Here is a 25,393-nt window from a genome sequence, read left to right on the forward strand (position 1 = left end):
GCAAACAAAAGTAAGAAGGTTTATATGGCTGGCATAAGTATTACAAAACTGTTAATTATCGGTGCATTGATAGTGTTGCTGTTTGGTACTAATAAGCTTCGCACTTTAGGCAGCGATCTGGGTGCAGCAATAAAAGGGTTTAAAAAAGCAATGGATAGCGATACTCCGCCGTCTGATGCCCATTCTGAAACTCCGGCTCCTCAGGTTGAAAATAAGAAGTAATATTCAGTTAGGCTGATAGTTATCTATCAATAAGAAAGGCGTGCTATGCACGCCTTTCTTGTTTTTGCGCTGGTTACATATATGGATACACCAACTTATTTAACTTCTTCGCCTTTAGCCTGCAGGTCCGCATGATAAGAGGAGCGAACGAAAGGTCCGCAGGCAGCGTGCGTAAAGCCCATGGCCATTGCTTCGGCTTTCATCTCATCAAACTCTGCCGGGCTCACATAGCGCTGGACTGGCAGGTGATGGCGGCTTGGCTGTAAATATTGTCCTAATGTCAGCATCGTCACGCCGTGGGCCCGCAGGTCACGCATAACGGCGATAATCTCTTCATTAGTTTCACCTAAACCAACCATAAGCCCTGATTTAGTGGGAATGTCGGGATGCGCTTGTTTAAAGCGTTCGAGCAGTTTCAACGACCAGTTGTAGTCAGCACCCGGGCGAATTTGGCGATAAATGCGCGGGACATTTTCTAAATTATGGTTGAATACATCCGGTGGCGTTGCAGTGAGAATATCCAATGCGCGATCCATACGTCCGCGGAAGTCAGGTACCAATGTTTCAATTTTGATTTGTGGATTTTTAGCTCTGATTGCACTGATACAGTCGGCGAAGTGTTGAGCTCCGCCATCACGTAAGTCATCACGGTCAACGGAAGTAATGACCACGTATCTCAGGGCCATATCCTGAATAGTCTGAGCCAGTTTTTCTGGTTCGTTAACATCCGGGGCAATAGGGCGTCCGTGAGCAACGTCGCAGAAAGGACAACGACGCGTACAGATGGCACCTAGAATCATAAAGGTGGCCGTTCCGTGGTTAAAACATTCAGCCAGATTGGGGCAGGAGGCTTCTTCGCAGACTGAATGCAGACCATTCTTGCGTAAAGCGGCCTTGATTCCCTGAATTCGAGTGGAGTCTGCGGGTAATTTGATCTTCATCCATTCAGGTTTACGTAGCATTGTCTGGCGATCGGACTCTACCGCTTTTACCGGTATCAGTGCCATCTTATCTGCATCGCGATACTTAATGCCGCGTTCCATTAGAATTGGTTTACTCATAGTCGTTAAGATTCCAATAACCAGTCTCAGGCTGTTGATAGCCGAGTAATTGTGTGAATTCCTGAATTAGGATTGGCTGAACATTATCGATGGTGCTGGTTTCGACAAGTTGCTTCATCTGGGTCATCTGCAATCCGGCATAGCCACAGGGGTTGATACGGTTAAACGGCTCTAAGTCCATATCAACGTTGAGGGCGAGTCCATGGAATGAACATCCTTTGCGGATCCTAAGCCCTAACGAACAAATTTTATCACCGTTAACATAAACACCGGGCGCATCGGGTCGGGCCTGCGCCTGTATATCAAAATGTGCCAGCGTTTTAATGACGGTTTGTTCAAGATGGGTAACTAACTCTCGAACGCCAATCTTTTTACGCTTTAGGTCAATCATGATGTACATAACTTGCTGTCCGGGGCCATGATAAGTCACTTGGCCGCCGCGATCGCTCTGAATAACCGGAATATCACCTGCTGCAAGCACATGTTCAGCTTTACCCGCCTGCCCTTGGGTAAAGACCTTTGGATGCTGTACCAACCACAGTTCATCGGGGGTAGATGAGTCTCTGAGATCGGTAAAACTATGCATAGCATGGGATACCGGGAGATAAGGCTGTAACCCAAGTTGGCGCAATATAATGGTGTCTTGTTGCAAGTAGGTCATCATAACGTTACGGAAATGGTATAGCTATTATACCCACCGTGAGAAGATACCACCAGATTAAATCGGCCTATTTAATCCATAGGCCGGTTTAGATAACCAAAGTCGTGAATAATAAAAGACCGAAGCGGCTATGACTCTATATCACTCATGACCATCCAACCTACGCCATAACGATCGGTCAAGGTACCGAAACCGCTGGACCAAAACGTTTTTTGGAAGGGCATACTGATCTTCCCTCCTGCGCAGAGAGACTTAAACAGGCGTTCAGCCTCAGCCCTATCTTTAACATTTAGCGATAGGCTAAAACCGTGGAAACCTAGGTGATCAAGATTATGATCGCACTGCCCGTCAGAGGCCATAAACTGAGAGTTGCCTATAGTGATATTGGCATGCATGATTTTGTTTTGCCATTCATCGGGTATCGGGCCTGATGATTGGTCCGGAGAGTCTTTATATCGCATCATTACGGTGACTTCGGCACCAATGCTGCGTTGGTAAAATTCTAGTGCTTCCTCACAATTACCGTCAAAAAACAGATAGGTTTGTAATTCCATATGTCTGTCCTCTTTCTTTCAGCGTCAGTAACCCGTCAGATCTCAAGCATAGTTCGGATTGGCTGCTTCGCAACAGGGATGAGTCGGGTGCTGTTATCTAGCAGTAGAGCGATGGGGGTAGTCATAAATGAATGCGGAGGGAAGAGACGGATTTCTCTTTAACTATCAGGATAAAAAACAGGCGCAAACAGATATAAAAAAACCGGATAATGGTGCTATCCGGTTTTTCGACGTGTGTAATTGCTGTAAGAAATAATTACAGCACCATACGCACAATTTCAATATTGCCTAACTCTTCATACAGAATTTCGACCTGATCAATATGAGTGGCATTAATCGTGATAGAAACGGAGTGGTAGTTTCCTTTGCTGCTCGGTTTTACCTGTGGGGTGTAATCACCGGGCGCATGGCGTTGTACCACTTCAACTACTTGTTCAACTAACTCAGGTTTTGCTTCACCCATCACTTTGTAAGTAAAAGAGCAGGGGAACTCGAGCAGTTCTTTCAGGTTAGTTTTCATGGTGGCTCCAACAAAATAAAAAATAATATCGCCAAATAAAAGTATAGCTCCCGTACTGACGGGAGCTACTTTGGCAGTTACCAATATATATGGTGACTAAACTGCATTTTTCAAGGGCGACTAGCCAAACCAGCGATGAAACATCAGTTTGATATGGTCGACCAAACGGCTGAAGAATCCGCCTTCTTTAACTTCATTCAGGACAACCAGCGGGCGTTGTTCGATGGTTTTGCCATCCAGCTGGAAGTTAATGGTACCAACGGCCTGACCTTTGGTTAATGGAGCACTGATTTCAGCGTTAGTTAAAGTATAGCTGGCTTTCAGGTCGTTTAAGCGGCCGCGAGGAATAGTCAGGTGAGCATCTTTATCAACGCCTAACTGAACGCGGTCGGTATCACCGAACCATACCGGTTCAGAAGCAAACTCTTTACCGGCTTGTAATGGCGCGACTGTTTCAAAGAAGCGGAAACCCCAGGTTAACAGTTTTTTGCTTTCAGTTTCACGGCCTTTAAAGGTACGTCCACCCATCACCACGGAGATCAGCCGAGTATTACCTTCAGTCGCTGATGCCACTAAGTTATAGCCAGCTTTGTCGGTGTGGCCGGTTTTAATTCCGTCAACGTTTAAGTTGGTATCCCACAGTAAACCATTACGGTTCGGCTGCTTGATATTGTTGAAGTAGTACTCTTTTTCTTTATAAACGGCATATTCTTCAGGAACATCACGGATCAGTGCCTGACCAATCAACGCCATATCTTTCGCTGAGCTATATTGGCCCGGTGAATCTAAGCCATGGACTGTTTCAAAGTGGGTATTTTGCAGGCCCAGCGATTTAACATAGCTGTTCATCATGCCGACGAAAGAGTCTTGGCTGCCGGCAACGTGTTCAGCCATAGCCACGCAGGCATCATTACCTGACTGAATAATGATTCCGCGATTAAGTTCAGAGACTTTTACCTGAGCGCCTAATTGCAGGAACATCAGGGACGAACCTTTGAATACAGGATTACCGGTAGCCCAAGCGTCTTTGCTGATGGTCACGGTATCATCCAAATGGATTTTCCCGGCTTTAATACTTTGACCAATAACATAGCTGGTCATCATTTTAGTCAGGCTGGCCGGTTCTCTGCGGATATCCGCATTCATCTCCGCCAGTACTTTTCCTGAGTTGTAGTCCATCAGGTAATAGGCTTCTGCATCAATTTGCGGGGCGGCCGGGATCATCGTTTTAAGATTCACATCATCGGCTCTTACCACAGAGGTTGCGCTTAGGGCGATGAGTGCACCGAGAGTCATGCTTTTTAACAATGGGTGGCTGAATTTTTTTGAAGAGAGAGTCTGTTTCATCATCGGGACAACAATATCCGTAAAAAAGTTAATAACGACCACATGATATCAGGTGGCGAAGCGTTGGGCACCCAACATCATGGGTACTGCGAAATTTTATCGTTGCCGCTATAAAGACTGCCTAGCCGTTATAGCGGGGTAGCGGTAATAAATGTATTAGGTTGACCTTGCTCGGATAAGCGCTGTTGCAAATCCTGAGCCTGTTGTTTGGTACTGAATGGCCCTAGCTGTACCCGATAAAATGTTCCGGAGGTTGATACCATGCCGGGAACTTTTAATTGGTCGCTGAGCTTTTTCTGTAACTCATCAGCGCGCTGACGGTCATTCAGCGCACCCACCTGTACGACATAGCCTGAAGTTGCCGCAGATGCCGTTGTGGCATTGTCCTGTGTAACGGGTGCAGGTACGATAACATTTGCATCAGGCTTTGCCGGCAGGTTGACCTTTTCTTCCTGAACCGGCGCACTCAGAGACAATGACTGATTGTCTTGAGTTGGAATAGCAACGCTGTTATCAGGCTTGGCCGGTACGTTAACATGGGGCTCCTGTTGTGGAGCCGCAAGCGTTAATGGTTGTGCATCTGGTGCCGGTGTCGGAATCGCAACGTTATTGTCTGGCTGGGCCGGAATATTCACCGGCTCTGATTGCTGCGCCGGGGCCAATGAATTTGCGCCCACAGCGGTAACGGGTGCGCCCAGCATCGGCCGGTCGGGGAGGGCATAGGTCTGTTTAGCGATCTCTGTACCTATGGTTCCCGGGCCGGATAGCGTGCCATCCGGGGCAACAATAATCACATCAAGTCGTACTTTAGTTTGACTGGTCACGTTTAAACGTTCGGCCGCCGCTTTAGACAGGTCGATAATTTTACCCGGGGTAAATGGCCCGCGATCGTTAACTCTCACCACTAATTGGCGATTATTATTTAAGTTGGTGACGCGAACATAGCTTGGCAACGGTAATGTAGGGTGGGCAGCCGTTAATTCGTTGGCATCAAATATTTCGCCTAACGCCGTCTTATTGCCGTGTAGTTCCTGACCATACCAAGTAGCTAAACCGACTTCACTGAAGTTTGCCGGATTAGTCACAATGCGATAGTTTTTGCCGTTGACCTTGTAATCCTTCATGGTGCCGGGATTATAGGGTTCATAACGGGGTTCTACGCCGCTAATTTCAGTTGCCGGGCCGGAATGCGGAAGCGGGGGAAGCGTGCTGGTTGGCGGCGTAGTTGATTCACAAGCCGTAAGCAGCAATCCCATTATACTAATCCATAGCCACTGTTTGCGCATTAAACTGTCCTCATACGTTTTTCGATAACAACTTTCTGTGGGTATGAATCGACATAACGATACCCAATCCGGCCATAAGCACAATCAGTGCTGAGCCGCCGTAGCTAATGAAGGGTAAAGGTACGCCAACTACCGGTAAAATACCACTGACCATACCGATATTGACAAAAACATACACACAAAGAATCATCATGATTCCGCCGATTAACACTCGACCGAAGCTGGTTTGCGCATTAGCCGCCAGAACGAACCCGCGAATAATGACGCACAGATACAAGGCTAATAGCGCCAGTACGCCGATTAACCCTAACTCTTCTGCCAGTACGGCAAAAATAAAGTCGGTGTGACGTTCGGGTAAAAACTCAAGCTGTGACTGGGTTCCGTGCAGCCAACCTTTGCCCCATAGTCCACCGGATCCGATAGCAATTTTTGACTGGATAATATGATAACCCGCGCCTAACGGGTCGCTTTCCGGATCCAGCAGCATCATGACCCGCATTCGCTGGTATTCATGCATCAGGAAGAACCAGAGTATCGGAATAAAGGCTGACAGGGCGACGACGGCAACCAGAATCAGTCGCCAGCTCATTCCGGCTAAGAATAAAATAAATAATCCGGAAGCGGCAACCAGTATGGATGTTCCGAGGTCGGGCTGGGCGGCAACCAACAGCGTCGGGAAGAATATCAGGACCAGAGCGATACCTGTATTACGCAGGGATGGCGGGCAGGAATCGCGATTGATATAGCGGGCTACCATCAGTGGAACCGCTATTTTAGCAATTTCAGATGGCTGAAACCGAACAAAGCCAAGGTCTAACCAACGTTGAGCACCTTTACTTATCTGGCCATAAACGTCGACCAAAATCAGTAAAATAACGCTAAAAATGTAGAGATAAGGCGCCCAGTTCTCATACACCCTAGGGGGAATTTGAGCCATGGTGAGCATAACCACCATCCCAATCGCCGTTTGTCCTATTTTGCGCTCCATCATGGCCGGGTCTTGTCCGCTGGCACTCCATAAGACAAAGAAACTGTAGCCGAGCAGCGTCAGTAGAAAAAACATCATGATCGGGTCGATATGGATTTTGGTCCATATGGTAGGTTTTTGTTTATTATCGCTCATTGGTTATTTATCAGCCACAATCAGTCACCTTCATTGGGTAAGGTATTAAGCTCAGGTAGCGCGGTATTCTGGTCATCTAATAAAATATGATCGAGTATACGACGTACAATCGGACCGGCATTACCGCCGCCGCCGCCGCCGTTTTCTAAAATCATTGAGACGGCAACTTTAGGATTGTCATAAGGCGCAAATCCGATAAACAGGGCGTGATCTCGCAAATGTTCAGAAATTTTCTTCGCATTATAAACTTCATTTTTCTTTAAGCCGAACACCTGTGCCGTACCTGATTTACCCGCTGCTTTATACGGTGTACCGGCGAAGATGCGGCGGGCTGTACCATTAGGCCGGCTAACCACTCCATACATGCCGTCTTTGGCTATTTCCCAATATCCGGAATTAATATCTCCGATATGGGTATTTTCTTTCTGCTGGTAGGGGACCAGTTTGCCGTTAACTTTTGTGCTGCTGAGTAAATGTGGTGTTTTAACTAAGCCATCATTAATCAGGGTAACCAAGGCTTTTGACATTTGAATTGGCGTTGCCGTCCAGTATCCCTGGCCGATGCCGACTGGGATGGTATCGCCCTGATACCACTGCTTTTTATGGCGTTTCATTTTCCATTCGCGGGTAGGCATAATGCCCGGATACTCTTCTGAAATATCGATGCCGCTGTATTCGCCGTAGCCAAAGCGCCTCATCCAACTGGATAGCTTATCGATACCCATGTCATAGGCCACCTGATAGAAAAAGGTATCGGCCGACTCTTCAAGTGAACGGGTAACGTTAAGCTGGCCGTGGCCGGAGCGCTTCCAGTCGCGGTAGCGTTTATCGGTATTTGGCAGTTGCCACCACCCCGGATCAAACAGCGTGGTTTTAGGGGTAATAACACCATCGGATAATGCAGCAACGGCAATATACGGTTTTACGGTGGATGCCGGAGGATAGGTGCCCTGAGTTGCCCGGTTAATCAGCGGGCGGTCCGGATCGTTTAACAGTCGTTGATATTCCGCGTAGCCAATGCCGTCAACAAACATATTAGGGTTATAGCTCGGGCTGGAAACCATGGCCAAAATACCGCCGTCCCGAGGATCGCTGACAACCACTGCCGCCCTGCGGCTGCCCAGTAGTTCGCCGATGTATTTCTGCAGATTTAAATCAATCGTCAGATAGATATCTTTGCCTGCCTGAGGCGGTTGCTCGTTGAGCTGGCGGATCACGCGACCGCGGCTGTTAACTTCAACTTCTTCATAGCCGGGCTTACCGTGTAATACTTCTTCATAGTATTTTTCAATACCTTGCTTGCCGATGTCGTGCGTTGCTGAATAATCCTGCAATAAATCTGCGGCAGCCAAACGCTCTAAGTCCTGGGTATTAATTTTAGAAACATAGCCGACAACGTGAGTCAGGGCTGCGCCATAAGGATAATAGCGGCGTTGATACCCTTTAATTTCAATGCCGGGGAAACGGTATTGATTCACGGCAAACTGAGCGATCTGTAATTCAGTCAGCGTTGTTTTTAAGGCGATGGGCGTAAAGCGGCGGGAATTTTTACGCTCTTTAGTAAAGTTAGCAATATCATCATCATTAAGATCGACAACGGTACGAAGCTGTTCGATTTTATCTTTCAGGTCGCTGACTTTTTCAGGCACCAGCTCAAGCTGATAAATGGTCCGGTTCTCAGCCAGAGCTACGCCGTTACGGTCATAGATCAGGCCTCTGGAAGGGGCAATAGGAACCAGTTTTATCCGGTTATCATTCGATCGTGTCTGGTAATCTTCAAAGCGTTTGATCTGAATGTTGTAGAGATTAGCAATTAAAATAGCGATAAGTATGAGTACGCCGATAATTGCAACCAGTGCACGGCGTATAAACAGGGCTGATTCTGCCGTGTGATCACGGAAGGCGTTGCGTTCTTTTTTCATCCAGAGGCTATTTCATTCAATTACTATTCACGATGATACGGATGATTTGTAGTGATGCTCCATGCGCGATAGAGGCTTTCTGCTACTAATACACGTACTAATGGATGAGGTAACGTAAGCGGTGAAAGGGACCAGCTTTGTTCCGCTGCACTTTTGCACGCGGGTGCTAAGCCTTCCGGTCCACCAATCAGCAAGCTGACATCACGCCCATCTTGTTTCCAGATTTCTAACTGTTGGGCCAACACCGGGGTTTCCCAAGGCTTGCCGGGGATGTCTAACGTGACAATCCGGTTTCCTTTGCCGATAGCGGCTAACATCAGTTCGCCTTCTTTTTCCAGAATTCGCTTTATATCGGCATTCTTACCCCGTTTTCCTGCCGGTATTTCTACCAGCTCAAAAGGCATATCTTTAGGAAAACGGCGCATGTACTCGGTAAATCCGGTTTGAACCCAATCGGGCATTTTGGTTCCGACTGCGATTAGCTGCAGTTTCACTCATTAGCTCCAGAGCTTTTCGAGTTCATATAACTGGCGGCTATCGGCCTGTAATACGTGGACGATAACATCGTCGAGGTCAACAACAACCCAATCACCAACGCCTTCACCTTCAACGCCTAAAGGCATCATTCCGGCCTGACGGGCAGATTGAACAACGTGATCGGCAATAGAGACGACATGGCGGCTCGATGTGCCGGTACAGATAATCATACAGTCAGTAATGCTGGATGTTTTACTCACATCGATAGCAATAATGTCCTGACCCTTACGATCTTCTAGTTTATCAATAACAAATGCTTGGAGTTCTTTTCCGTACAAAGGTTCACCCTTAATTAAATGTTTAATATCAGTCTATTGTGGTTATCAGAATACAATAATTTATTATTTACTCATTATTGCGCTGCCGGCATGGTATAGATTACCGATAGTGCTTCTGATTAACGTTTTGCAGCCAGCGATGATATCACGAACTCTGAGGTTAATGGCATTAACTCTGATGCTTAAAGGGTTAGAAAGTTTCATTTGTGTTTTTTATAACGACGTTAAGTTAACGACGTGGATTTTGAGGTCATACTGCGGGAAAGCAAATTCAGACACGATAGCCGGTGATAGTTAGTTAAAGCCCCGATGTCATCAAGTTGCCTTATTTCAGCCTTTAAAGATACAAACCTTGCTGTTCAATATAGCGTTGTACATTTTCAGGCAAGAGATCGTCGCAGTTAATTCCGTTACGTTTACGCTGACGGATATCCGTTGCTGAAATATCCAGCAATGGAGTATGAGCCAGATAAATCAGTCCGTTAGGCTGTTGTTTTAGCGCATTGACATCGGTTGTGCGGTGTTGTTCCAGCCAGCGTTCTAACTCAGGCGTATCCAGCCTGTCAGCGTAGCCTGAACGGCCACAGACCAATAGATGGCAATAGTCCAGCAGCGATTGCCAGCGATGCCAGTAATGCAGCGTCAGCAGCGAATCTTGGCCAATAATAAAGGCCATTGGCCTTTCTGCTCCACGTTCAGTACGAAGCTCTTCCAGAGTATCAATGGTATAAGAGGGGGTTGTGCGGTGAAGCTCTCTTTCATCGACGGATAATAATGGATTATTTTCTATCGCAAGCTCAACCATATGCAACCGCTGTTGCGCATTGGCTTCGGGCTGCGGACGATGAGGAGGAACGTGATTGGGCAGCAGCGTAATACGCTGGAGGCCGACTTCTTGAGCGAGGGCTTCAACCGGTCGTAGGTGGCCATAGTGAATAGGATCAAAGGTACCACCAAAAAAGGCATGGATAGCCCGATTGTTTTTAAACCCATCAGACATCTAAACGCGCCTCTGGTAACGGTTTGCCGCAAAGCAGCATCATAAGACTTTCTAAACCATCCCAGATTGACTGGCCGAAGTCTTGCTTAATTGTTAGTTCAAGCTGAGTCAGTAGCGCAACGGCTTGGGTAAGTTGAGATGCCGTCAAACGTTGTAATGCTTGGGTTAACAAAGGGCGCCGATTTTGCCATACCTTTTGCCGATCGAATAGTGTTCTTAGCGGCGTTTGTTGCATTTGACGTTGTAAATGTAACAACTGAAGCAGTTCTCGCTGTAACGTACGTATCAGAATCAATGATTCAGTATCTTCCAGCCTGAGCTGATGAAGAATATGAAGAGCCCGCTTAGTTTTACCGGCCATAATGGCATCAAGCCAGTGGTATGGCGTGAAATGGGCCGCATCATTCACCGCATGTTCAACCCGGGGCAGGGTCAGTTTGCCATCAGGATAGAGGAGCGATAAGCGTTCAAGTGCCTGAGACAGCGCCAGCAGGTTACCTTCATAGCAGTAACACATTAACTGTATGGCAGCGTCATCAATAACCAGCTTCAGCGATTTGGCACGCTGAGCAACCCAACGGGGTAAGTGGGCCTGTTCCGGGGTTAAGCAACTGACATACACGCTGTTATTACTTAGCGCTTTAAACCATTCGCTGTTCTCTTGCGCTTTAGTCGGCCTTGGGCCGCGCAAAATTAGCAAGATATCAGGGTTCAGCAGGGTGCTGAGCTTGGTAAGTTGTTCTGCGAGAGCGGCATTAATACCGTTTTCGGGAAACTGAAGAATAAATATTTTTCGGCTAGAGAAGAGGCTAAGAGCCTGACATTCACTAAAAATAACGTCCCAATCGGTTTGCTGATTGAGTTCAAAAGCAAAAACTTCACTGAATCCTTGCTGAGAGGCTAAATGCCGGATGGCATCTTGGCTTTCTTCCAGTAACAGCGGTTCATTGCCATAAAGATGATAACAACTGCGCAACCCCTCCTGGAGTTGCGCATTAAGCTGTTCTGGGTAGAGTCGAATCATCGAGTGATTTGACCGCCAGTTTTGGGTTCGCTGGCCTCTTTAAGCTCTGCATCTGACATCGGCTTTTCCGTTGCCTGAACCACAATTAGCTTACGTACTAACTGCTGGGCTAGCTGTTCACGCATTTCCTGACGGATCATATCCTGCTCGGCATCTTTCGCTAACGCGGTTAACGGGTTATCAAAGAATGAGCGGAAAACTTTAGCGCTGATAGGGTAGATGCCTTGGCCCGGAATCATCACCTGAGCATGGGCTTCCATTACCATTTGATATTCAGCGGTAGTTCCGTTCTGGAAGATAGAAACGGTATCTTTACCTGTACTTTCACCGGATAACCGCAGGGATGGAATATCCTGACGGGCAGCGTCATCAGCAATAGTGACGCCGCTTTGGCGTAACTGGCTGCGAACCGCACGGGTAAATGGCCCGTAGGGATCGGAACTGTCCAGAATTAAGGTTTGCAATCCTTCGGGTACGCTGGTGGTACCGCGTAAATTAAAACCGCATCCGGCAGTCACTAAGACTGCCAGCGCAAGAATTGCCGTTATTATAGGATGTCGCACATATGCTCCTTGGCTTAACCTACAACCAGATTCAAAAGTTTTCCGGGTACATAGATAGCTTTACGGATAGTGACACCATCCAGGTACTTAGCAATCTGCGCTTCCTGAGTAGCCAGAGCTTTGACTTGCTCTTCGGTAATATCAGCAGGAACGGTAATTTTTGCTCTGACTTTACCATTAACCTGAACAACAACCAGTTTAGCATCTTCAACCATCGCAGCCTCATCGGCTACCGGCCATGGGGCTAAATCGATATCGCCTTGGCCGTTGAGCGAACTCCACAGCTCAAAGCAAATATGCGGTGTGAACGGATAAAGCAAGCGAACGATGGCCAATAGCGCTTCCTGCATCAGAGCACGATCTTGTTCAGACTCCTGTGGCGCACGGGTTAATTTATTCATTAACTCCATAACGGCCGCAATAGCAGTATTAAAGATTTGACGACGTCCGATATCATCATTCACTTTGGCGATGGTTTTATGCAGGTCACGACGCAGTGACTTCTGTTCTTCATTCAGGCTGGCTACGTCTAATGGCTGGGTGCTGCCTTTAGATACGTGGTCATAGGCTAAACGCCATACGCGCTTAAGGAATCGGTTAGCACCTTCAACACCTGACTCTTGCCACTCGAGCGTCATTTCAGCCGGTGAGGCAAACATCATAAACAGGCGAACGGTATCAGCACCGTATTTCTCGACAATTTCTTGCGGGTCAATGCCGTTGTTCTTCGACTTCGACATTTTAATCATGCCGCAGTAAACCAGTTCACGGCCGGTTTGATCGAAGGCTTTAATGATGCGATTTTTATCATCACGTTCGGTAATAACGTCGTTCGGTGAAATCCAGATACGTTCGTTATTATCAGCGGTATAGTAGAAAGCATCGGCTAATACCATACCCTGACACAGTAAGCGTTTCGCGGGTTCATCAGAATTAACCAGGCCTGCGTCACGCATCAGCTTATGGAAGAAGCGGAAGTACATCAGGTGCATGATGGCATGTTCAATACCACCTACATACTGGTCGACCGGCAGCCAGTAGTTAGCCGCCGCCGGATCCAGCATGCCTTTGTCATACTGTGGGCAAGTGTAGCGGGCATAGTACCAAGACGATTCCATAAAGGTATCGAAGGTATCCGTTTCTCGCAGGGCTGGTTGGCCGTTATAGGTTGCTTTAGCCCACTCAGGGTCTGCTTTAATCGGGCTAGTGATGCCGTTCATATGGACATCTTCAGGCAGAATGACTGGCAGTTGATCCTCTGGCGTCGGAACAACAGTACCGTCTTCCAGTGTCATCATTGGAATCGGAGCACCCCAGTAACGCTGGCGTGAAACACCCCAGTCACGCAGGCGATAGTTAACCTTACGCTCACCCAAATTGAGTGCCACTAGCTTGTCAGCGATAGCATTGAAACCGGCTTCATAATCAAGACCGTCAAACTCGCCAGAGTTAAACAGCACGCCTTTTTCAGTCATCGCCTGCTGATGAATCTCAGGTTGTGAGCCATCAGCAGCAAGAATAACCGGCTTAATTGGCAGATTATATTTAGTGGCGAATTCCCAGTCACGTTGGTCATGACCCGGAACGGCCATAACCGCACCCGTGCCGTATTCCATCAGCACAAAGTTAGCGACCCAGATAGCGACTTTTTCGCCGCTTAGTGGGTGAATCACGTACATACCGGTGGCAACGCCTTTCTTCTCCATGGTGGCCATTTCGGCTTCGGCAACCTTGGTATTACGGCATTCGTCGATAAAATCACTTAATACAGGATTGTTTACCGCCGCCTGTGCAGCCAACGGATGACCCGCGGCAATAGCCACATAGGTCACCCCCATAAAGGTATCCGGGCGAGTGGTATAGACTGACAATGAGTCGTCAGAACCGTCGATAGAAAACTTAATTTCGACGCCTTCAGAACGGCCAATCCAGTTACGCTGCATGGTCTTAACCTGCTCAGGCCAGCTTTCCAGCGTATCTAAATCGTTGAGCAATTGATCGGCATAGGCGGTGATTTTGATAAACCACTGTGGAATTTCTTTACGCTCAATCGGCGTATCACAGCGCCAGCAACAGCCTTCAATCACTTGTTCATTTGCTAATACGGTCTGGTCGTTAGGACACCAGTTAACCGCAGATGTCTTTTTATAGACCAAACCTTTTTCATACAGCTTGGTAAAGAACCACTGTTCCCAACGATAGTAATCAGGATCGCAGGTGGCAAATTCACGGCTCCAGTCATAACCAAAACCCAATAATTTGAGCTGGTTTTTCATGTACTCGATATTTTCATAGGTCCACGGAGCCGGTGCAGTATTATTTTTTACCGCAGCACCTTCAGCCGGTAAGCCGAAGGCATCCCAGCCGATAGGTTGTAATACGTTTTTGCCCTGCATGCGCTGATAACGGGAGATAACGTCACCGATGGTGTAGTTACGAACGTGGCCCATGTGGAGTCGCCCTGAAGGATAAGGCAGCATGGAAAGGCAGTAATACTTTTCCTTGCTCGGATCTTCAGTGACCTGAAAGGTTTGTTTTTCTTGCCAGTGGCTCTGTACGTGAGATTCGATATCTTCCGGGCGGTATTGCTCTTGCATGGCGACGTATCGTCCTTCTGTTTATAAATATGGCTATATGAAGCTACCAGAGTCGGCAACAACAGCCGTTATCTGCATATGGGAAATAGATCCCCATAGGATAGCCGATAAGCGCTAGCCGCAACAATACTCTAAAGCCATGGAATGCGTTTTTATACTAAATAATCATTATAAAAATGAAGTTATTGGTTATTTATTGTCTTTCACAGCGGCAGAAAAATTATTTTTTGCCTATTTCACTACGGTAGTAGAAGGCTGAGATAAAGCAGAGGGAGTAGCCAAATAATTCAGTACCTTCTTCAACGGCACTTTTAATGTGGTACAGAAGGTATTTAGAGTGTTCAGGATCCAATCCGTACCAAATATATTTCATACCGAACAGGCGTGAAAATACCAGAATACAGACCAGCCCTGCGATCATGAAGCCATAGCTGGGGGAGCGAGTGTACTCTGCAAGCTGCTTCAGGGTTTGTCTGATATTGAATGAAACCATAATAAGACAGACTGCCGTGATGGCAAGTGCCGGATAAATCCAGAAACCGTGGCTAATCAGATCGAAAAAGCTGTCGAGTTCGCGAATAAACATACATCCGAAGAATCCGGCAATCAGAATGCTCGACTGGCGGATTTCAGGCCTTTTTATTGCCAGAATGGAAAATAATATTATTACACTCAGCAACATCAGTTCCTGAGTGATTTGTACGCCAGAGTATTCGCCGAACTGATTACCGGTTAACGTGACGTCTAAGCACAGCATGCCAATGGCGACTGACGCCGCGAGAGAATAGATTAAGAATTGTTTGATTGCCCGAAGAAGGGTTTGTAGCTCAGTTTGCATAACAGTATGACTATTGACCAATAGATAAAGGGAGTGAAACGGTGTGACGGGAGTCTACCAAAGCGAGAAAAATAGGAGGGGCATTCTGTGCTGTTGATTTTAGTACTGATAAACAGGTTCCGCCGCTGAGACGGAACCTGTCTGGATTTTAGTGAAGAATTTTAGCCAAGAAATCTTTTGCCCGATCGGACTGTGGGTTATTAAAGAAATCGTCTTTCTTAGTATCTTCAACGATTTTACCTTCATCCATAAACAGAATCCGGTGTGCTACTTTTTTGGCAAAGCCCATTTCGTGCGTTACAACCATCATGGTCATGCCTTCATAAGCCAGCTCAACCATAACGTCGAGAACTTCGTTGATCATTTCCGGGTCAAGCGCTGAGGTTGGCTCATCAAACAGCATTGCAATCGGGTCCATACATAAGGCTCGGGCAATAGCAACACGCTGCTGCTGACCACCAGAAAGCTGGCTTGGAAACTTATGAGCGTGGCTGGAAAGGCCAACGCGCTCTAGCAAGGCTAAGCCTTTCTTTTCCGCTTCTGACTTGCTGCGGTTGAGTACTTTTACCTGTGCCAGCGTTAGGTTCTCAATGATTGACAGATGAGGAAATAGTTCGAAGTGTTGGAATACCATACCGACTCGGGCACGAAGCTGAGCTAAGTTGGTTTTTGGATCATTAACGGCAATACCATCGACTAAAATAGTGCCTTCCTGAATAGGTTCGAGACCATTCACCGTTTTAATCAGCGTAGATTTACCTGAACCGGAAGGGCCGCATACCACAACAACCTCGCCCTTTTTTACTTCAGTTGTGCAATCTGACAACACCTGAAAACGGTCATACCATTTAGAAACATGTTTTAAGGAAATCATCAAACTGTCCTTTTCTTTAAATAAGTTACAAGTAGTGAAGCTGATAGACAAATGACAAAGTAGACGAAACCGGCGAATAACACCATCTCTGTTTCGGTACCGTAGTTTTTACCAACGTTAGTTGCACTACGGAAGAAGTCTGCCAGACCGATAACATAAACCAACGCCGTATCCTGGAACAGGATGATACCCTGAGTCAACAGCAGCGGGGTCATCGCTTTAAATGCCTGCGGTAGAATAATCAGCTTCATGGATTGCCATGGCGTCATACCTAAAGCAAGGGCCGCTGAGTTTTGGCCTTTTGAAACGCTCTGTAAACCGGCACGGATAATTTCCGAGTAATAGGCGGCCTCAAACAGTGAGAAGGCGATAACGGCAGAGATAAAGCGAATATCCGTCTGTGGTGACAGTCCCAGAAATTTTTGTAAAATCTGAGGAACAATCAGGTAGAACCAGAGTAATACCATGACCAAGGGTACCGAACGGAATGTATTGACATATGCCGCGGCGATAACCCTGATCCAGCCAAACGGTGGGGGTGCGAGACGGAAAATCGCCAGAGCCGTTCCCCAAAGAATACCAAATACGATAGCGAAACTGGCTATTTTTAACGTAACCCACATACCCTCAAGAAGGTAAGGCATGCTCGGAATTATCGTACTCCAATCAAATTCAAGCATCATTATCCTCCAAATGTACCGGGCAGACGTGTCTTCTTCTCAACCAGTTTCATCAGTCGCATTACCACAATATTGATAATGACGTAAGCGATGGTAATGGCCAAGAATGATTCGTAGGCGTAGCCGGAGTAGTCCAGCAGCTTGCTGGCTTGTGCTGAAAGTTCAATCAGACCAATGGTTGATGCAACGGCGGAGTTCTTCACCATATTTAGCATTTCAGAGGTCAACGGCGGGATAATAATGCGATAGGCATTAGGCAACATAACGTGGCGATAAGCCTGCGGTAAAGTTAACCCCAGCGCCAGTGCTGCACTCTTTTGGCCACGAGGTAAGGACTGAATCCCCGTTCTTACCTGCTCACAAACACGGGCTCCGGTAAACACGCCCAGACAACAAATGGAAGTCACGAAAAACTGTACATTTGGGTCTAAATCACCTTTAAACCAGTCACCAATTGAGGTCGGTAATAATTCGGGTACCAATAAATACCAGATAAAAAATTGTACAATTAGCGGAACGTTGCGAAATAAGGCGACGTATAGGGTTCCTATTGCTGAAAGGAAGCGGTTAGGAACGGTACGCAAAATGCCGAACAGCGATCCCAGTACAAACGCAATAATCCATGCGCAAACGGACAGTGCTACAGTGACTTGAGCGCCAGCCCAAAGCCATCCCAGATAAGTAGTATTTCCAAACGGGGCCTGCTCTAAGAATATTCCCCAGTTCCAGTTTCCAAACATAACTTAGCCCTTATTTTTTCTTTTTATTAGCAGACCTTTACCTCAAACAGAGGTAAGGGTCGCTAATCTCTAGAGCCTATAATGCGATGTAACTCTGCTAGTTCAGGGCTTTATCGTTAGGTGCTTTAAACAGTTTTTTCATATCATCAGAAAGGTCAAAGTTCATATTCAGACCTTTTGGTGGAATAGGCTGTTTGAACCATTTGTCATAAGATTTTTCTGCCACTCCGGTAGTTTGAGCGGTGGCGATAGTTTGATCCAGTAAGGCTTTAAACTGAGCGTCGTCTTTACGTAACATACAGCCATAAGCTTCAAAGGATTTAGGGGTACCGACGATAACCCAGTCATCAGGTTTTTTGGATTTAGCTCTTTCACCGGCTAACAGAGCATCGTCGATCATAAATGCGCTAGCACGGCCGCTTTCAACGGTACGGAAGGAATCACCGTGGTCTTTAGCACTGATGATGCGCATTTCCATCTTTTCGCTGTCGTTTAGCTTATTCAGTAACGCTTCTGAAGTGGTTCCTGAAGTCACAACAACGTTTTTACCTTTTAGATCAGGGAAATCTTTAATATCAGATCCCTTTTTAACTAACAGGCGAGTACCAACCACAAAAATGGTATTCGAGAAATCAGCCTGCTTTTGGCGCTCAACGTTGTTAGTGGTTGATCCACACTCAAAATCGAAACTCCCGTTTTGTAATAGCGGGATACGGTTTTGCGAGGTGATTGGAATCAACTTAACCTGAAGGTTAGGCATATCGAGCTTCTTTTTAACCGCATCAACGATCAGATTTGAGTAATCTTGTGAGTAACCGACAACGTTCTGTTGATTATCATAGTAGGAGAAAGGAACTGAAGATTCTCTGTGACCAACGGTGATCACGCCGCTATCTTTTATTTTCTTTAAGGTACCATTCAGATCTTCAGCATGAAGCGCAGTACTTGTCAGACCCATTAAAACTAACGGTAGTACCAACTTACGTAATTGCATGACTTACTCCTTCATTGTTATCAATATAATGTTGTGACAGCGTTATTTCCCATTAGCCAGCGCCTTTTGCCGCTAATGATGTAATTAAAATGTAGATTAATGCTGTGCATATGTAAAATATTCAACACTTTGATTACCTACAATTTGCACCATTAGTGAGCGGTTTCACATCTCCGCCCCTTTTTGGTGCGACTTTGCACTTGGAAAGTGCGTCTTATCTTTAACGGTCAGAAATTTCAGGAATATCTGTCTATTTTTGTCCGCCTCACTAAATATCTAGCAAGGTACGTGCCAAGTCTCTGATATGTTAAATAGTTGTTTAAATGAATATAAGTATTAGACGAGGCTACTTTAAACCAAATGTCACTGGGATTAACGAGGGGAATGCTGGCTGGCGGCTGATAGATGATCTACCGATATCGACTCTGAAGTTAGAGATTAATAATGGATTTACAATACGGGCTAAAAGGCTACTCAGTGATGATGCCTATTCTGCTGAAAATTAACCCTCTGATGGTCAGAGGGTTAATCACGGAAAGGTTATTTGTTATTTTTGCGGGAAAAGAACAAAGCGCTGCCGACCAATATTAGGGTAATTAACCACATAGGTAATGCACCCATGGTTGCATAAGGGGTCATTCCGGTGGTTGGTGTAACCTTAACGTTTAAAACTTCACGTTTGAACTGTGGGAGTTTTGCAATAACTTCACCCTGAGCATCAATCGCGCCTGTTACGCCGGTATTGGTACTGCGCAGCATCGGGCGACCTAGCTCAAGCGCCCGCATACGGGCCATCTGAAAATGCTGCCATGGACCGATAGAATCACCAAACCAGGCGTCATTAGAGATGGTTAATAAGAAATCAGTTTCACGGGTAAAATTATCTCTGACCTGCTGGCCGATAATCACTTCATAACAAATTACGCTGGTGATGTTATATCCGGAGGCACTCACCGGTGGCTGACGATATTCACCTTCACTGATTGATGACATCGGCAGGTCAAAAAATGCAGCCAGTGGCCGAAGAATAGATTCAAACGGAACGTATTCTCCGAACAGAACCAGATGATGCTTGTTATAGCGATTGGTTCCGGCGTAGTCATAAGGCGTTTCATTACCTAATACAATCATGGTGTTGTAATAATCAGCACCTTCGGCACGGCTGCGATAATCAATAATGCCGGTAATCAGACTGGTATTATTTTGGCGGAATGCGTTGTCCAGACGATTCAGAAACGCAGATTGCCGCATTTCAATATCGGGGATCGCGGCTTCCGGCCAAATAACAATGCGTGATTTACCAAGATAAGGAATGGATTCATCGACATATGCATCTAGCGTAGGCTGAAGCTGGTTAGGATTCCATTTTAATGACTGAGCAATATTACCCTGTACCAATGCAATATCGACAGCCCGGTCCGGTTGTTCAGTCACCCATTGTATTTGCTTTAACGGCCAAGGCGCTAAGATGCAAACAGCCGCAATGACTAGCGGAAAAATTCGCTTAGTGCTGGCGGCTAAAACCAGTAAGCCACTGATGGCGATTAACAGCATAGTGATGCCATCAACCCCCAGAATAGGAGCGATACCTTTCAGCGGCCCATCGATTTGGCTATAGCCAAACTGTAACCACGGAAAGCCGGTAAAAACCCAACCACGCAGAAATTCAGTTATTTGCCACAGGGCCGGCGCCGCAATGACCAGGCGCCAGACAGAGGATTTAGGCCAGAATTTAGCTAATAACCAGCCAAAAAGCATCGGGTACAGTGACAGATAAGCCGCAAGTAATGCCACCAGTCCGATACTGATAGGCATTGGCAGCCCGCCAAACTGGTCGATACTGACATAAACCCAATTAATGCCGGAGCCAAATAGCCCAAGACCCCAGAAGAAAGCGATGGTCATTGACTGTTTTGGTGAGCGGTTTAGCGTTAAGCCTAAAAGCCCACACAGTGAAATAAGGGCAGCAGGCCAGAAGTCAAAAGGTGCCAGCGACAATGTTCCGCAGGCACCTAAAATTAACGCCAGCAGAACGCGAGTCCACTGGCGATTAAATAAGGGGGCAAAAGCCATATACTATTTATTCTTCCAATTGAGGCTGTGGCGATTCATCAGGAATCGTGACATGAACCTGAATAATGCGCCGGCTGTCAGCCATAGCCACTTTAAACTGGTAGCCATCGATAGTAATAATCTCTCCCCGGGACGGTAAATGGCCAAAGGCTTGCATAATTAAACCGCCGATGGTGTCCACTTCTTCATCGCTGAAAGACGTTGAGAAGACTTCATTAAACTCTTCGATAGGCGTAAGTGCCCGCACGGTAAAAGTATGGCGGCTTAGCTGGCGAATATCGCGATCTTCAATATCGTCATATTCATCTTCGATTTCGCCAACAATCAGCTCGAGGATGTCTTCGATAGTGACCAGACCGGATACGCCGCCGAACTCGTCAACTACAATCGCCATATGATAGCGCTGGGAGCGGAACTCTTTAAGCATGCGGTCAACCCGCTTGCTTTCAGGCACCACCACAGCAGGCCGTAAGACTTTATCAATACTGAATGGCTGAGAATCTTTACTCATAAATGGCAATAAATCTTTAGCCATTAAAATGCCTTCAATATGGTCTTTGTCTTCACTGATGACCGGGAATCGGGAGTGGGCAGATTCAATAATCACATCCAGACACTCTTCCAGCGGTTGATTACGTTTTAAGGTAATCATCTGGGAGCGTGGGATCATGATATCGCGAACCCGTTGCTCAGCAATATCCATCACGCCTTCCAGCATGTCACGGGTATCGGGATCAATCAGGTCGTTTTGCTCTGAATCTCGGATAAGATCAACCAAGTCACCGCGGTTTTTAGGCTCACCGTGAAAAAATTGACCAAGGATTAGGGAAAAGAAGCCCTTTTTGGGAACGGGGCCATCGTTACTTTGTGAATGATCGTCGCTCATGCATTCTTTATTAGTTAGTTAGACAGTGTCTTTTTCTGAGGCATAAGGGTCAGGATAACCCAACTCTTGCATGATCTCAGTTTCTAAAGACTCCATTTCTTCAGCATCATCATCTGTGATGTGGTCATACCCTAACAGATGGAGGCTACCATGGACAACCATATGCGCCCAATGTGCGAATAAAATCTTATTTTGCTCTGCGGCTTCCTTTTCTACCACCTGACGACAGATGATTAAATCCCCTAATAGCGGTAATTCTATTTCAGGGGGGGCTTCAAAAGGAAATGACAGAACGTTAGTGGGTTTATCCATATTTCGATAAGTGTGGTTAAGCTGGTGGCTTTCTTCGATGTCCACCAGTCTGATAGTCACTTCTGACTCAGCTTGAAAAGACAGAATGGTGCCGTCCAGCCAGCGCTGAAAATCTTGCTCACCTGGAAGACCTTGTTGGTCCTCACAGGCGATTTGTAAATCTAAAATAACGTGCTTAGTGTCGGTCATGGCTTAATGTCTATCCGGTTCAGAAGGGTGTTGATAATCGCGTTTACGTTGTTCTGCTTGTGAATCTCTGCGCTTTTGGTCTTCAGCTTCCCAGGCTTCATAGGCGATAACAATTCGAGCGACTACCGGGTGTCTGACAACGTCTTCGCTATGGAAGAAGTTAAAGCTGAGTTCGTCAACGTTGGATAATACTTCAATTGCGTGGCGTAATCCGGATTTTTGCGCCCTTGGTAAATCGATTTGAGTAATGTCACCGGTAATAACGGCCTTAGAGTTAAAGCCGATACGAGTCAGGAACATTTTCATTTGTTCTATCGAGGTATTCTGACTTTCATCCAGAATAATAAAGGCGTCGTTGAGCGTGCGTCCGCGCATATAGGCTAAAGGTGCAACTTCAATAACGTTGCGTTCGATTAATTTTTCAACCTTTTCAAACCCGAGCATTTCAAATAAAGCATCGTACAGCGGACGTAAATAAGGGTCGACTTTTTGGCTTAAATCGCCGGGTAAAAAACCTAGCTTTTCTCCTGCTTCAACCGCAGGGCGGGTGAGCAAGATTCGACGTATTTCTTGACGTTCCAACGCATCGACTGCGGCAGCAACGGCCAGATAGGTTTTACCGGTTCCTGCGGGGCCAATACCAAATGTAATATCGTGGTCGAGAATATTAGCAATATACCGTGCCTGATTAGGCGTTCTTGGCTTGATCAGACCTCGTTTGGTCTTGATGATCACCGCCTTGCCATAATCCGGAACGGAGTCGGCTATTTGCTCCAACACGCCAGATTCTTTAATTGCCAGATGAATCTGGTCAGGTTCAATATCCTGCATGATGCCGCGCACAGGCGCAGTATCAACATAAAGGTTAAGAAGAATATCTTTAGCAACGTCAACACAGGAAGATTTTCCGACCAGCGTAAACTTATTATCGCGGCGGTTAATCTCAATGCCAAGGCGTCGCTCAAGCTGTTTAATATTGTCATCAAACGGGCCGCATAAGTTGTTTAAACGTTCATTGTCTGCGGGTTCAAGCGAAACTTCTTGGGTAGCTATATTCAAGTCAGACCTCTCATGCTGGGTTGGCGCAGTCAGCCTTATGCGCGGTAGTAATGTGCTTTTAGTTTGATTATAGATAACTTAAGTCATTATTCCTATGGTGCTTTCGGTTAATGCTAGCGGTTCGAGCATGAATAGCCTGTTTTTTATCTGCCTGTATTTTTGAAGTGGATTCCATTTTGGAACCAGTCAGTGAGATTAGGTCGGTTAATTAAAGAAGGTGAGCAAAGCGGTGAAGCAATAGCTTGGGATAAGTTAGATTTTATGCACAGAATGGACAACATTCAGCATGCTGAAAAATAAGTTATTAATCTTAACGGCCAAGGTGAGGAATAAAGCCGGGATGACGAGAGAGCAACCGCGTTGTCGGTTAGCTAAAACTTGAATCCCGGCTTTCGCCGGGATGACGATATAGTAGGCTGATATGATGTAGAAATACTTCACCGACCAACATCACATCTTTTTCTAGTCAGCGATATTTATGGTTGGTATTGCCCGACACCCAGCTCATCTTCTTTGCGGGTTCTGGCAATAATGGCTTCAGGAGACTCCTGAACGCGGAGGTTCATCTCCTCCTCAGTTCTGACTAATTTGCCACGCAGGGAGTTAGGATAAACTTCAACAATTTCAACGTCGGCAAACTTACCGATCATATCCGGTGTCCCTTCGAAGTTTACGATGCGATTGTTTTCTGTGCGGCCTGACAGTTCCATAATGCTTTTACGGGAAGTGCCTTCAACTAAAATTCGTTGAACGCTGCCCTGCATCCGACGGCTATATTGCATGGCCTGTTGGCTAATTCGCTCCTGTAATATATACAGACGCTGTTTTTTCTCATCTTCCGATACATCATCAACCATATCTGCTGCCGGCGTTCCAGGACGCGCTGAGAAGATAAAGCTGTAGCTCATATCGAAATCAACATCGGCAATCAGCTTCATGGTTTGTTCGAAGTCCTGCTGGGTTTCCCCGGGGAAACCAACAATGAAGTCAGAGCTGACCTGGATATCCGGGCGCGCTGCGCGCAGCTTGCGAATAATTGACTTATATTCCAGTGCGGTATGGGTTCTTCCCATCATATTCAGCACGCGATCAGAGCCGCTTTGAACCGGTAAATGCACGAAACTCACCAGCTCCGGGGTGTCTTTATAAACTTCCACAATATCATCAGTAAACTCGATAGGGTGGCTGGTGGTAAAACGCAGGCGGTCAATACCGTCAATGCTGGCAACTAAACGCAATAACTCGGCAAAAGTACAGATTCCGCCATCAAACGATGGGCCGCGATAGGCATTAACGTTTTGACCCAACAGATTAACTTCCCGAACGCCTTGAGCCGCAAGTTGAGCAATTTCAAACAGTACGTCGTCGCATGGACGGCTAACTTCTTCACCGCGGGTATAGGGCACAACGCAATAAGTACAGTACTTATTACAGCCTTCCATAATGGAAACAAAGGCGGTAGGGCCTTCAGCCTTAGGCTCCGGCAAACGGTCAAATTTCTCGATCTCCGGGAAGCTGATGTCCAGCACCGGACTGCGAGTTCCGCTGACGTGGTTAATCATTTCCGGCAGGCGGTGTAAGGTTTGTGGTCCGAAGATAATATCAACGAACGGGGCGCGCTCGCGGATGTGCTCACCTTCTTGAGAAGCAACACAGCCACCAATGCCGATAATAATATCCGGTCGTGAGTCTTTGAATTTTTTCCAGCGGCCTAACTGATGGAATACTTTTTCCTGGGCTTTTTCGCGAATCGAGCAGGTATTCAGTAACAGAATATCCGCTTCTTCAGCGATTTCAGTCATCTGAAGGCCGTGAGTACTTTCTAATAGGTCGGCCATTTTAGATGAATCATACTCATTCATCTGGCAACCCCAAGTCTTAATATATAGTTTCTTAGTCATCGATTCGTTTACTCAGTACAGGTTAAAGCCCATGCAGGGCGCACATTGTAATAGTTTGTTAGCCCCGTGACCAGCGATAGGCGATCTTCAAGACTGAAGGAATTGTAAAAATCCGGTACACTTTATTTCAGTAAGGATTAACAGCAATGGGA

Annotated in this window: 25 protein-coding genes; 1 reads left to right on the forward strand and 24 read right to left on the reverse strand. The window is 46.5% G+C overall.

Translation table 11 applies throughout. The features are described 5' to 3' along the window. The first annotated feature begins 24 nt into the window (after window positions 1-24). Entirely contained in the window at window positions 25-222 is a 198-nt protein-coding gene (gene tatA, locus YWE_RS0107555; RefSeq protein ID WP_029093978.1) for a Sec-independent protein translocase subunit TatA, read from the forward strand. Window positions 223-317: 95 nt separating this feature from the next. On the opposite strand, the gene lipA is transcribed toward tatA, so the two are convergent. The 24 genes from lipA to miaB form a co-directional block, all read right to left on the reverse strand. Continuing rightward, a complete protein-coding gene (gene lipA, locus YWE_RS0107560; RefSeq protein ID WP_029093979.1) occupies window positions 318-1,283 on the reverse strand; it encodes a lipoyl synthase in 966 nt (321 codons plus the stop codon). Beyond that, entirely contained in the window at window positions 1,276-1,944 is a 669-nt protein-coding gene (gene lipB, locus YWE_RS0107565; RefSeq protein WP_029093980.1) for a lipoyl(octanoyl) transferase LipB, read from the reverse strand. Before lipB ends, lipA begins: the two co-directional genes overlap by 8 nt. Window positions 1,945-2,072: 128 nt before the next feature. After that, a complete protein-coding gene (locus YWE_RS0107570) occupies window positions 2,073-2,498 on the reverse strand; it encodes a VOC family protein (RefSeq protein WP_029093981.1) in 426 nt (141 codons plus the stop codon). Between the two features lie 256 nt (window positions 2,499-2,754). Then, complete coding sequence (gene ybeD / locus YWE_RS0107580; RefSeq protein WP_029093982.1) at window positions 2,755-3,018, reverse strand: DUF493 family protein YbeD; 264 nt, start codon at window positions 3,016-3,018, stop codon at window positions 2,755-2,757. A gap of 120 nt (window positions 3,019-3,138) precedes the next feature. After that, window positions 3,139-4,365 (reverse strand): D-alanyl-D-alanine carboxypeptidase DacA, encoded by a 1,227-nt coding sequence (dacA, locus tag YWE_RS0107585; protein ID WP_029093983.1) that lies wholly within the window; start codon window positions 4,363-4,365, stop codon window positions 3,139-3,141. A 128-nt stretch (window positions 4,366-4,493) separates the two neighbouring features. Next, window positions 4,494-5,651, reverse strand: a complete 1,158-nt coding sequence (rlpA, locus tag YWE_RS0107590) for an endolytic peptidoglycan transglycosylase RlpA (protein ID WP_029093984.1) — start codon at window positions 5,649-5,651, stop codon at window positions 4,494-4,496. A 10-nt stretch (window positions 5,652-5,661) separates the two neighbouring features. Then, window positions 5,662-6,774: a peptidoglycan glycosyltransferase MrdB gene (mrdB, locus tag YWE_RS0107595; protein ID WP_029093985.1), complete on the reverse strand. Its 1,113-nt coding sequence runs from the start codon at window positions 6,772-6,774 to the stop codon at window positions 5,662-5,664. Window positions 6,775-6,794: 20 nt separating this feature from the next. Continuing rightward, complete coding sequence (gene mrdA, locus YWE_RS0107600) at window positions 6,795-8,696, reverse strand: peptidoglycan DD-transpeptidase MrdA (protein WP_029093986.1); 1,902 nt, start codon at window positions 8,694-8,696, stop codon at window positions 6,795-6,797. Window positions 8,697-8,719: 23 nt separating this feature from the next. Further along, entirely contained in the window at window positions 8,720-9,190 is a 471-nt protein-coding gene (rlmH, locus tag YWE_RS0107605) for a 23S rRNA (pseudouridine(1915)-N(3))-methyltransferase RlmH (RefSeq protein ID WP_029093987.1), read from the reverse strand. Between the two features lie 3 nt (window positions 9,191-9,193). Continuing rightward, on the reverse strand, window positions 9,194-9,511 hold the full coding sequence (rsfS, locus tag YWE_RS0107610; protein ID WP_029093988.1) for a ribosome silencing factor: 318 nt from the start codon (window positions 9,509-9,511) through the stop codon (window positions 9,194-9,196). Between the two features lie 337 nt (window positions 9,512-9,848). Further along, the gene (gene nadD / locus YWE_RS0107615; RefSeq protein ID WP_029093989.1) at window positions 9,849-10,511 is read right to left on the reverse strand and encodes a nicotinate-nucleotide adenylyltransferase; all 663 of its coding nucleotides are present in this window, start codon (window positions 10,509-10,511) and stop codon (window positions 9,849-9,851) included. Next, entirely contained in the window at window positions 10,504-11,535 is a 1,032-nt protein-coding gene (holA, locus tag YWE_RS0107620) for a DNA polymerase III subunit delta (RefSeq protein ID WP_029093990.1), read from the reverse strand. Before holA ends, nadD begins: the two co-directional genes overlap by 8 nt. After that, complete coding sequence (lptE, locus tag YWE_RS0107625) at window positions 11,532-12,098, reverse strand: LPS assembly lipoprotein LptE (protein WP_029093991.1); 567 nt, start codon at window positions 12,096-12,098, stop codon at window positions 11,532-11,534. Before lptE ends, holA begins: the two co-directional genes overlap by 4 nt. Window positions 12,099-12,112: 14 nt before the next feature. Next, on the reverse strand, window positions 12,113-14,695 hold the full coding sequence (leuS, locus tag YWE_RS0107630; RefSeq protein ID WP_029093992.1) for a leucine--tRNA ligase: 2,583 nt from the start codon (window positions 14,693-14,695) through the stop codon (window positions 12,113-12,115). 220 nt (window positions 14,696-14,915) lie between these two features. Beyond that, window positions 14,916-15,533 (reverse strand): hypothetical protein, encoded by a 618-nt coding sequence (locus tag YWE_RS0107635; RefSeq protein WP_036015448.1) that lies wholly within the window; start codon window positions 15,531-15,533, stop codon window positions 14,916-14,918. Between the two features lie 148 nt (window positions 15,534-15,681). Continuing rightward, window positions 15,682-16,407, reverse strand: a complete 726-nt coding sequence (locus YWE_RS0107640; protein WP_029093994.1) for an amino acid ABC transporter ATP-binding protein — start codon at window positions 16,405-16,407, stop codon at window positions 15,682-15,684. Continuing rightward, window positions 16,407-17,087 (reverse strand): glutamate/aspartate ABC transporter permease GltK, encoded by a 681-nt coding sequence (gene gltK / locus YWE_RS0107645; protein WP_029093995.1) that lies wholly within the window; start codon window positions 17,085-17,087, stop codon window positions 16,407-16,409. Before gltK ends, YWE_RS0107640 begins: the two co-directional genes overlap by 1 nt. A 2-nt stretch (window positions 17,088-17,089) precedes the next feature. Beyond that, window positions 17,090-17,827, reverse strand: a complete 738-nt coding sequence (locus tag YWE_RS0107650) for an amino acid ABC transporter permease (protein ID WP_029093996.1) — start codon at window positions 17,825-17,827, stop codon at window positions 17,090-17,092. Window positions 17,828-17,924: 97 nt separating this feature from the next. Then, a complete protein-coding gene (locus YWE_RS0107655; protein ID WP_029093997.1) occupies window positions 17,925-18,821 on the reverse strand; it encodes a glutamate/aspartate ABC transporter substrate-binding protein in 897 nt (298 codons plus the stop codon). Window positions 18,822-19,361: 540 nt separating this feature from the next. Next, the gene (gene lnt, locus YWE_RS0107660) at window positions 19,362-20,894 is read right to left on the reverse strand and encodes an apolipoprotein N-acyltransferase (RefSeq protein WP_029093998.1); all 1,533 of its coding nucleotides are present in this window, start codon (window positions 20,892-20,894) and stop codon (window positions 19,362-19,364) included. A 7-nt stretch (window positions 20,895-20,901) separates the two neighbouring features. Further along, a complete protein-coding gene (gene corC / locus YWE_RS0107665) occupies window positions 20,902-21,780 on the reverse strand; it encodes a CNNM family magnesium/cobalt transport protein CorC (RefSeq protein ID WP_029093999.1) in 879 nt (292 codons plus the stop codon). Between the two features lie 18 nt (window positions 21,781-21,798). Then, the gene (gene ybeY / locus YWE_RS0107670) at window positions 21,799-22,281 is read right to left on the reverse strand and encodes an rRNA maturation RNase YbeY (protein ID WP_029094000.1); all 483 of its coding nucleotides are present in this window, start codon (window positions 22,279-22,281) and stop codon (window positions 21,799-21,801) included. A gap of 3 nt (window positions 22,282-22,284) precedes the next feature. Then, entirely contained in the window at window positions 22,285-23,340 is a 1,056-nt protein-coding gene (locus YWE_RS0107675) for a PhoH family protein (protein ID WP_029094001.1), read from the reverse strand. Window positions 23,341-23,816: 476 nt separating this feature from the next. Continuing rightward, on the reverse strand, window positions 23,817-25,241 hold the full coding sequence (gene miaB / locus YWE_RS0107685; RefSeq protein WP_029094002.1) for a tRNA (N6-isopentenyl adenosine(37)-C2)-methylthiotransferase MiaB: 1,425 nt from the start codon (window positions 25,239-25,241) through the stop codon (window positions 23,817-23,819). Between the last annotated feature and the right edge of the window lie 152 nt (window positions 25,242-25,393).

It is taken from the genome of Budvicia aquatica DSM 5075 = ATCC 35567 (genome assembly GCF_000427805.1).
Classification (GTDB): Bacteria; Pseudomonadota; Gammaproteobacteria; order Enterobacterales; family Enterobacteriaceae; genus Budvicia; species Budvicia aquatica.

Bases quoted from the DNA above. Each gene is read 5' to 3' on its own strand.
- tatA (WP_029093978.1), top strand. From the start codon at position 25: ATGGCTGGCATAAGTATTACAAAACTGTTAATTATCGGTGCATTGATA.
- lipA (WP_029093979.1), bottom strand. From the start codon at position 1,283: ATGAGTAAACCAATTCTAATGGAACGCGGCATTAAGTATCGCGATGCA.
- lipB (WP_029093980.1), bottom strand. From the start codon at position 1,944: ATGACCTACTTGCAACAAGACACCATTATATTGCGCCAACTTGGGTTA.
- YWE_RS0107570 (WP_029093981.1), bottom strand. From the start codon at position 2,498: ATGGAATTACAAACCTATCTGTTTTTTGACGGTAATTGTGAGGAAGCA.
- ybeD (WP_029093982.1), bottom strand. From the start codon at position 3,018: ATGAAAACTAACCTGAAAGAACTGCTCGAGTTCCCCTGCTCTTTTACT.
- dacA (WP_029093983.1), bottom strand. From the start codon at position 4,365: ATGAAACAGACTCTCTCTTCAAAAAAATTCAGCCACCCATTGTTAAAA.
- rlpA (WP_029093984.1), bottom strand. From the start codon at position 5,651: ATGCGCAAACAGTGGCTATGGATTAGTATAATGGGATTGCTGCTTACG.
- mrdB (WP_029093985.1), bottom strand. From the start codon at position 6,774: ATGAGCGATAATAAACAAAAACCTACCATATGGACCAAAATCCATATC.
- mrdA (WP_029093986.1), bottom strand. From the start codon at position 8,696: ATGAAAAAAGAACGCAACGCCTTCCGTGATCACACGGCAGAATCAGCC.
- nadD (WP_029093989.1), bottom strand. From the start codon at position 10,511: ATGTCTGATGGGTTTAAAAACAATCGGGCTATCCATGCCTTTTTTGGT.
- holA (WP_029093990.1), bottom strand. From the start codon at position 11,535: ATGATTCGACTCTACCCAGAACAGCTTAATGCGCAACTCCAGGAGGGG.
- leuS (WP_029093992.1), bottom strand. From the start codon at position 14,695: ATGCAAGAGCAATACCGCCCGGAAGATATCGAATCTCACGTACAGAGC.
- YWE_RS0107635 (WP_036015448.1), bottom strand. From the start codon at position 15,533: ATGCAAACTGAGCTACAAACCCTTCTTCGGGCAATCAAACAATTCTTA.
- YWE_RS0107640 (WP_029093994.1), bottom strand. From the start codon at position 16,407: ATGATTTCCTTAAAACATGTTTCTAAATGGTATGACCGTTTTCAGGTG.
- gltK (WP_029093995.1), bottom strand. From the start codon at position 17,087: ATGCTTGAATTTGATTGGAGTACGATAATTCCGAGCATGCCTTACCTT.
- YWE_RS0107650 (WP_029093996.1), bottom strand. From the start codon at position 17,827: ATGTTTGGAAACTGGAACTGGGGAATATTCTTAGAGCAGGCCCCGTTT.
- YWE_RS0107655 (WP_029093997.1), bottom strand. From the start codon at position 18,821: ATGCAATTACGTAAGTTGGTACTACCGTTAGTTTTAATGGGTCTGACA.
- lnt (WP_029093998.1), bottom strand. From the start codon at position 20,894: ATGGCTTTTGCCCCCTTATTTAATCGCCAGTGGACTCGCGTTCTGCTG.
- corC (WP_029093999.1), bottom strand. From the start codon at position 21,780: ATGAGCGACGATCATTCACAAAGTAACGATGGCCCCGTTCCCAAAAAG.
- ybeY (WP_029094000.1), bottom strand. From the start codon at position 22,281: ATGACCGACACTAAGCACGTTATTTTAGATTTACAAATCGCCTGTGAG.
- miaB (WP_029094002.1), bottom strand. From the start codon at position 25,241: ATGACTAAGAAACTATATATTAAGACTTGGGGTTGCCAGATGAATGAG.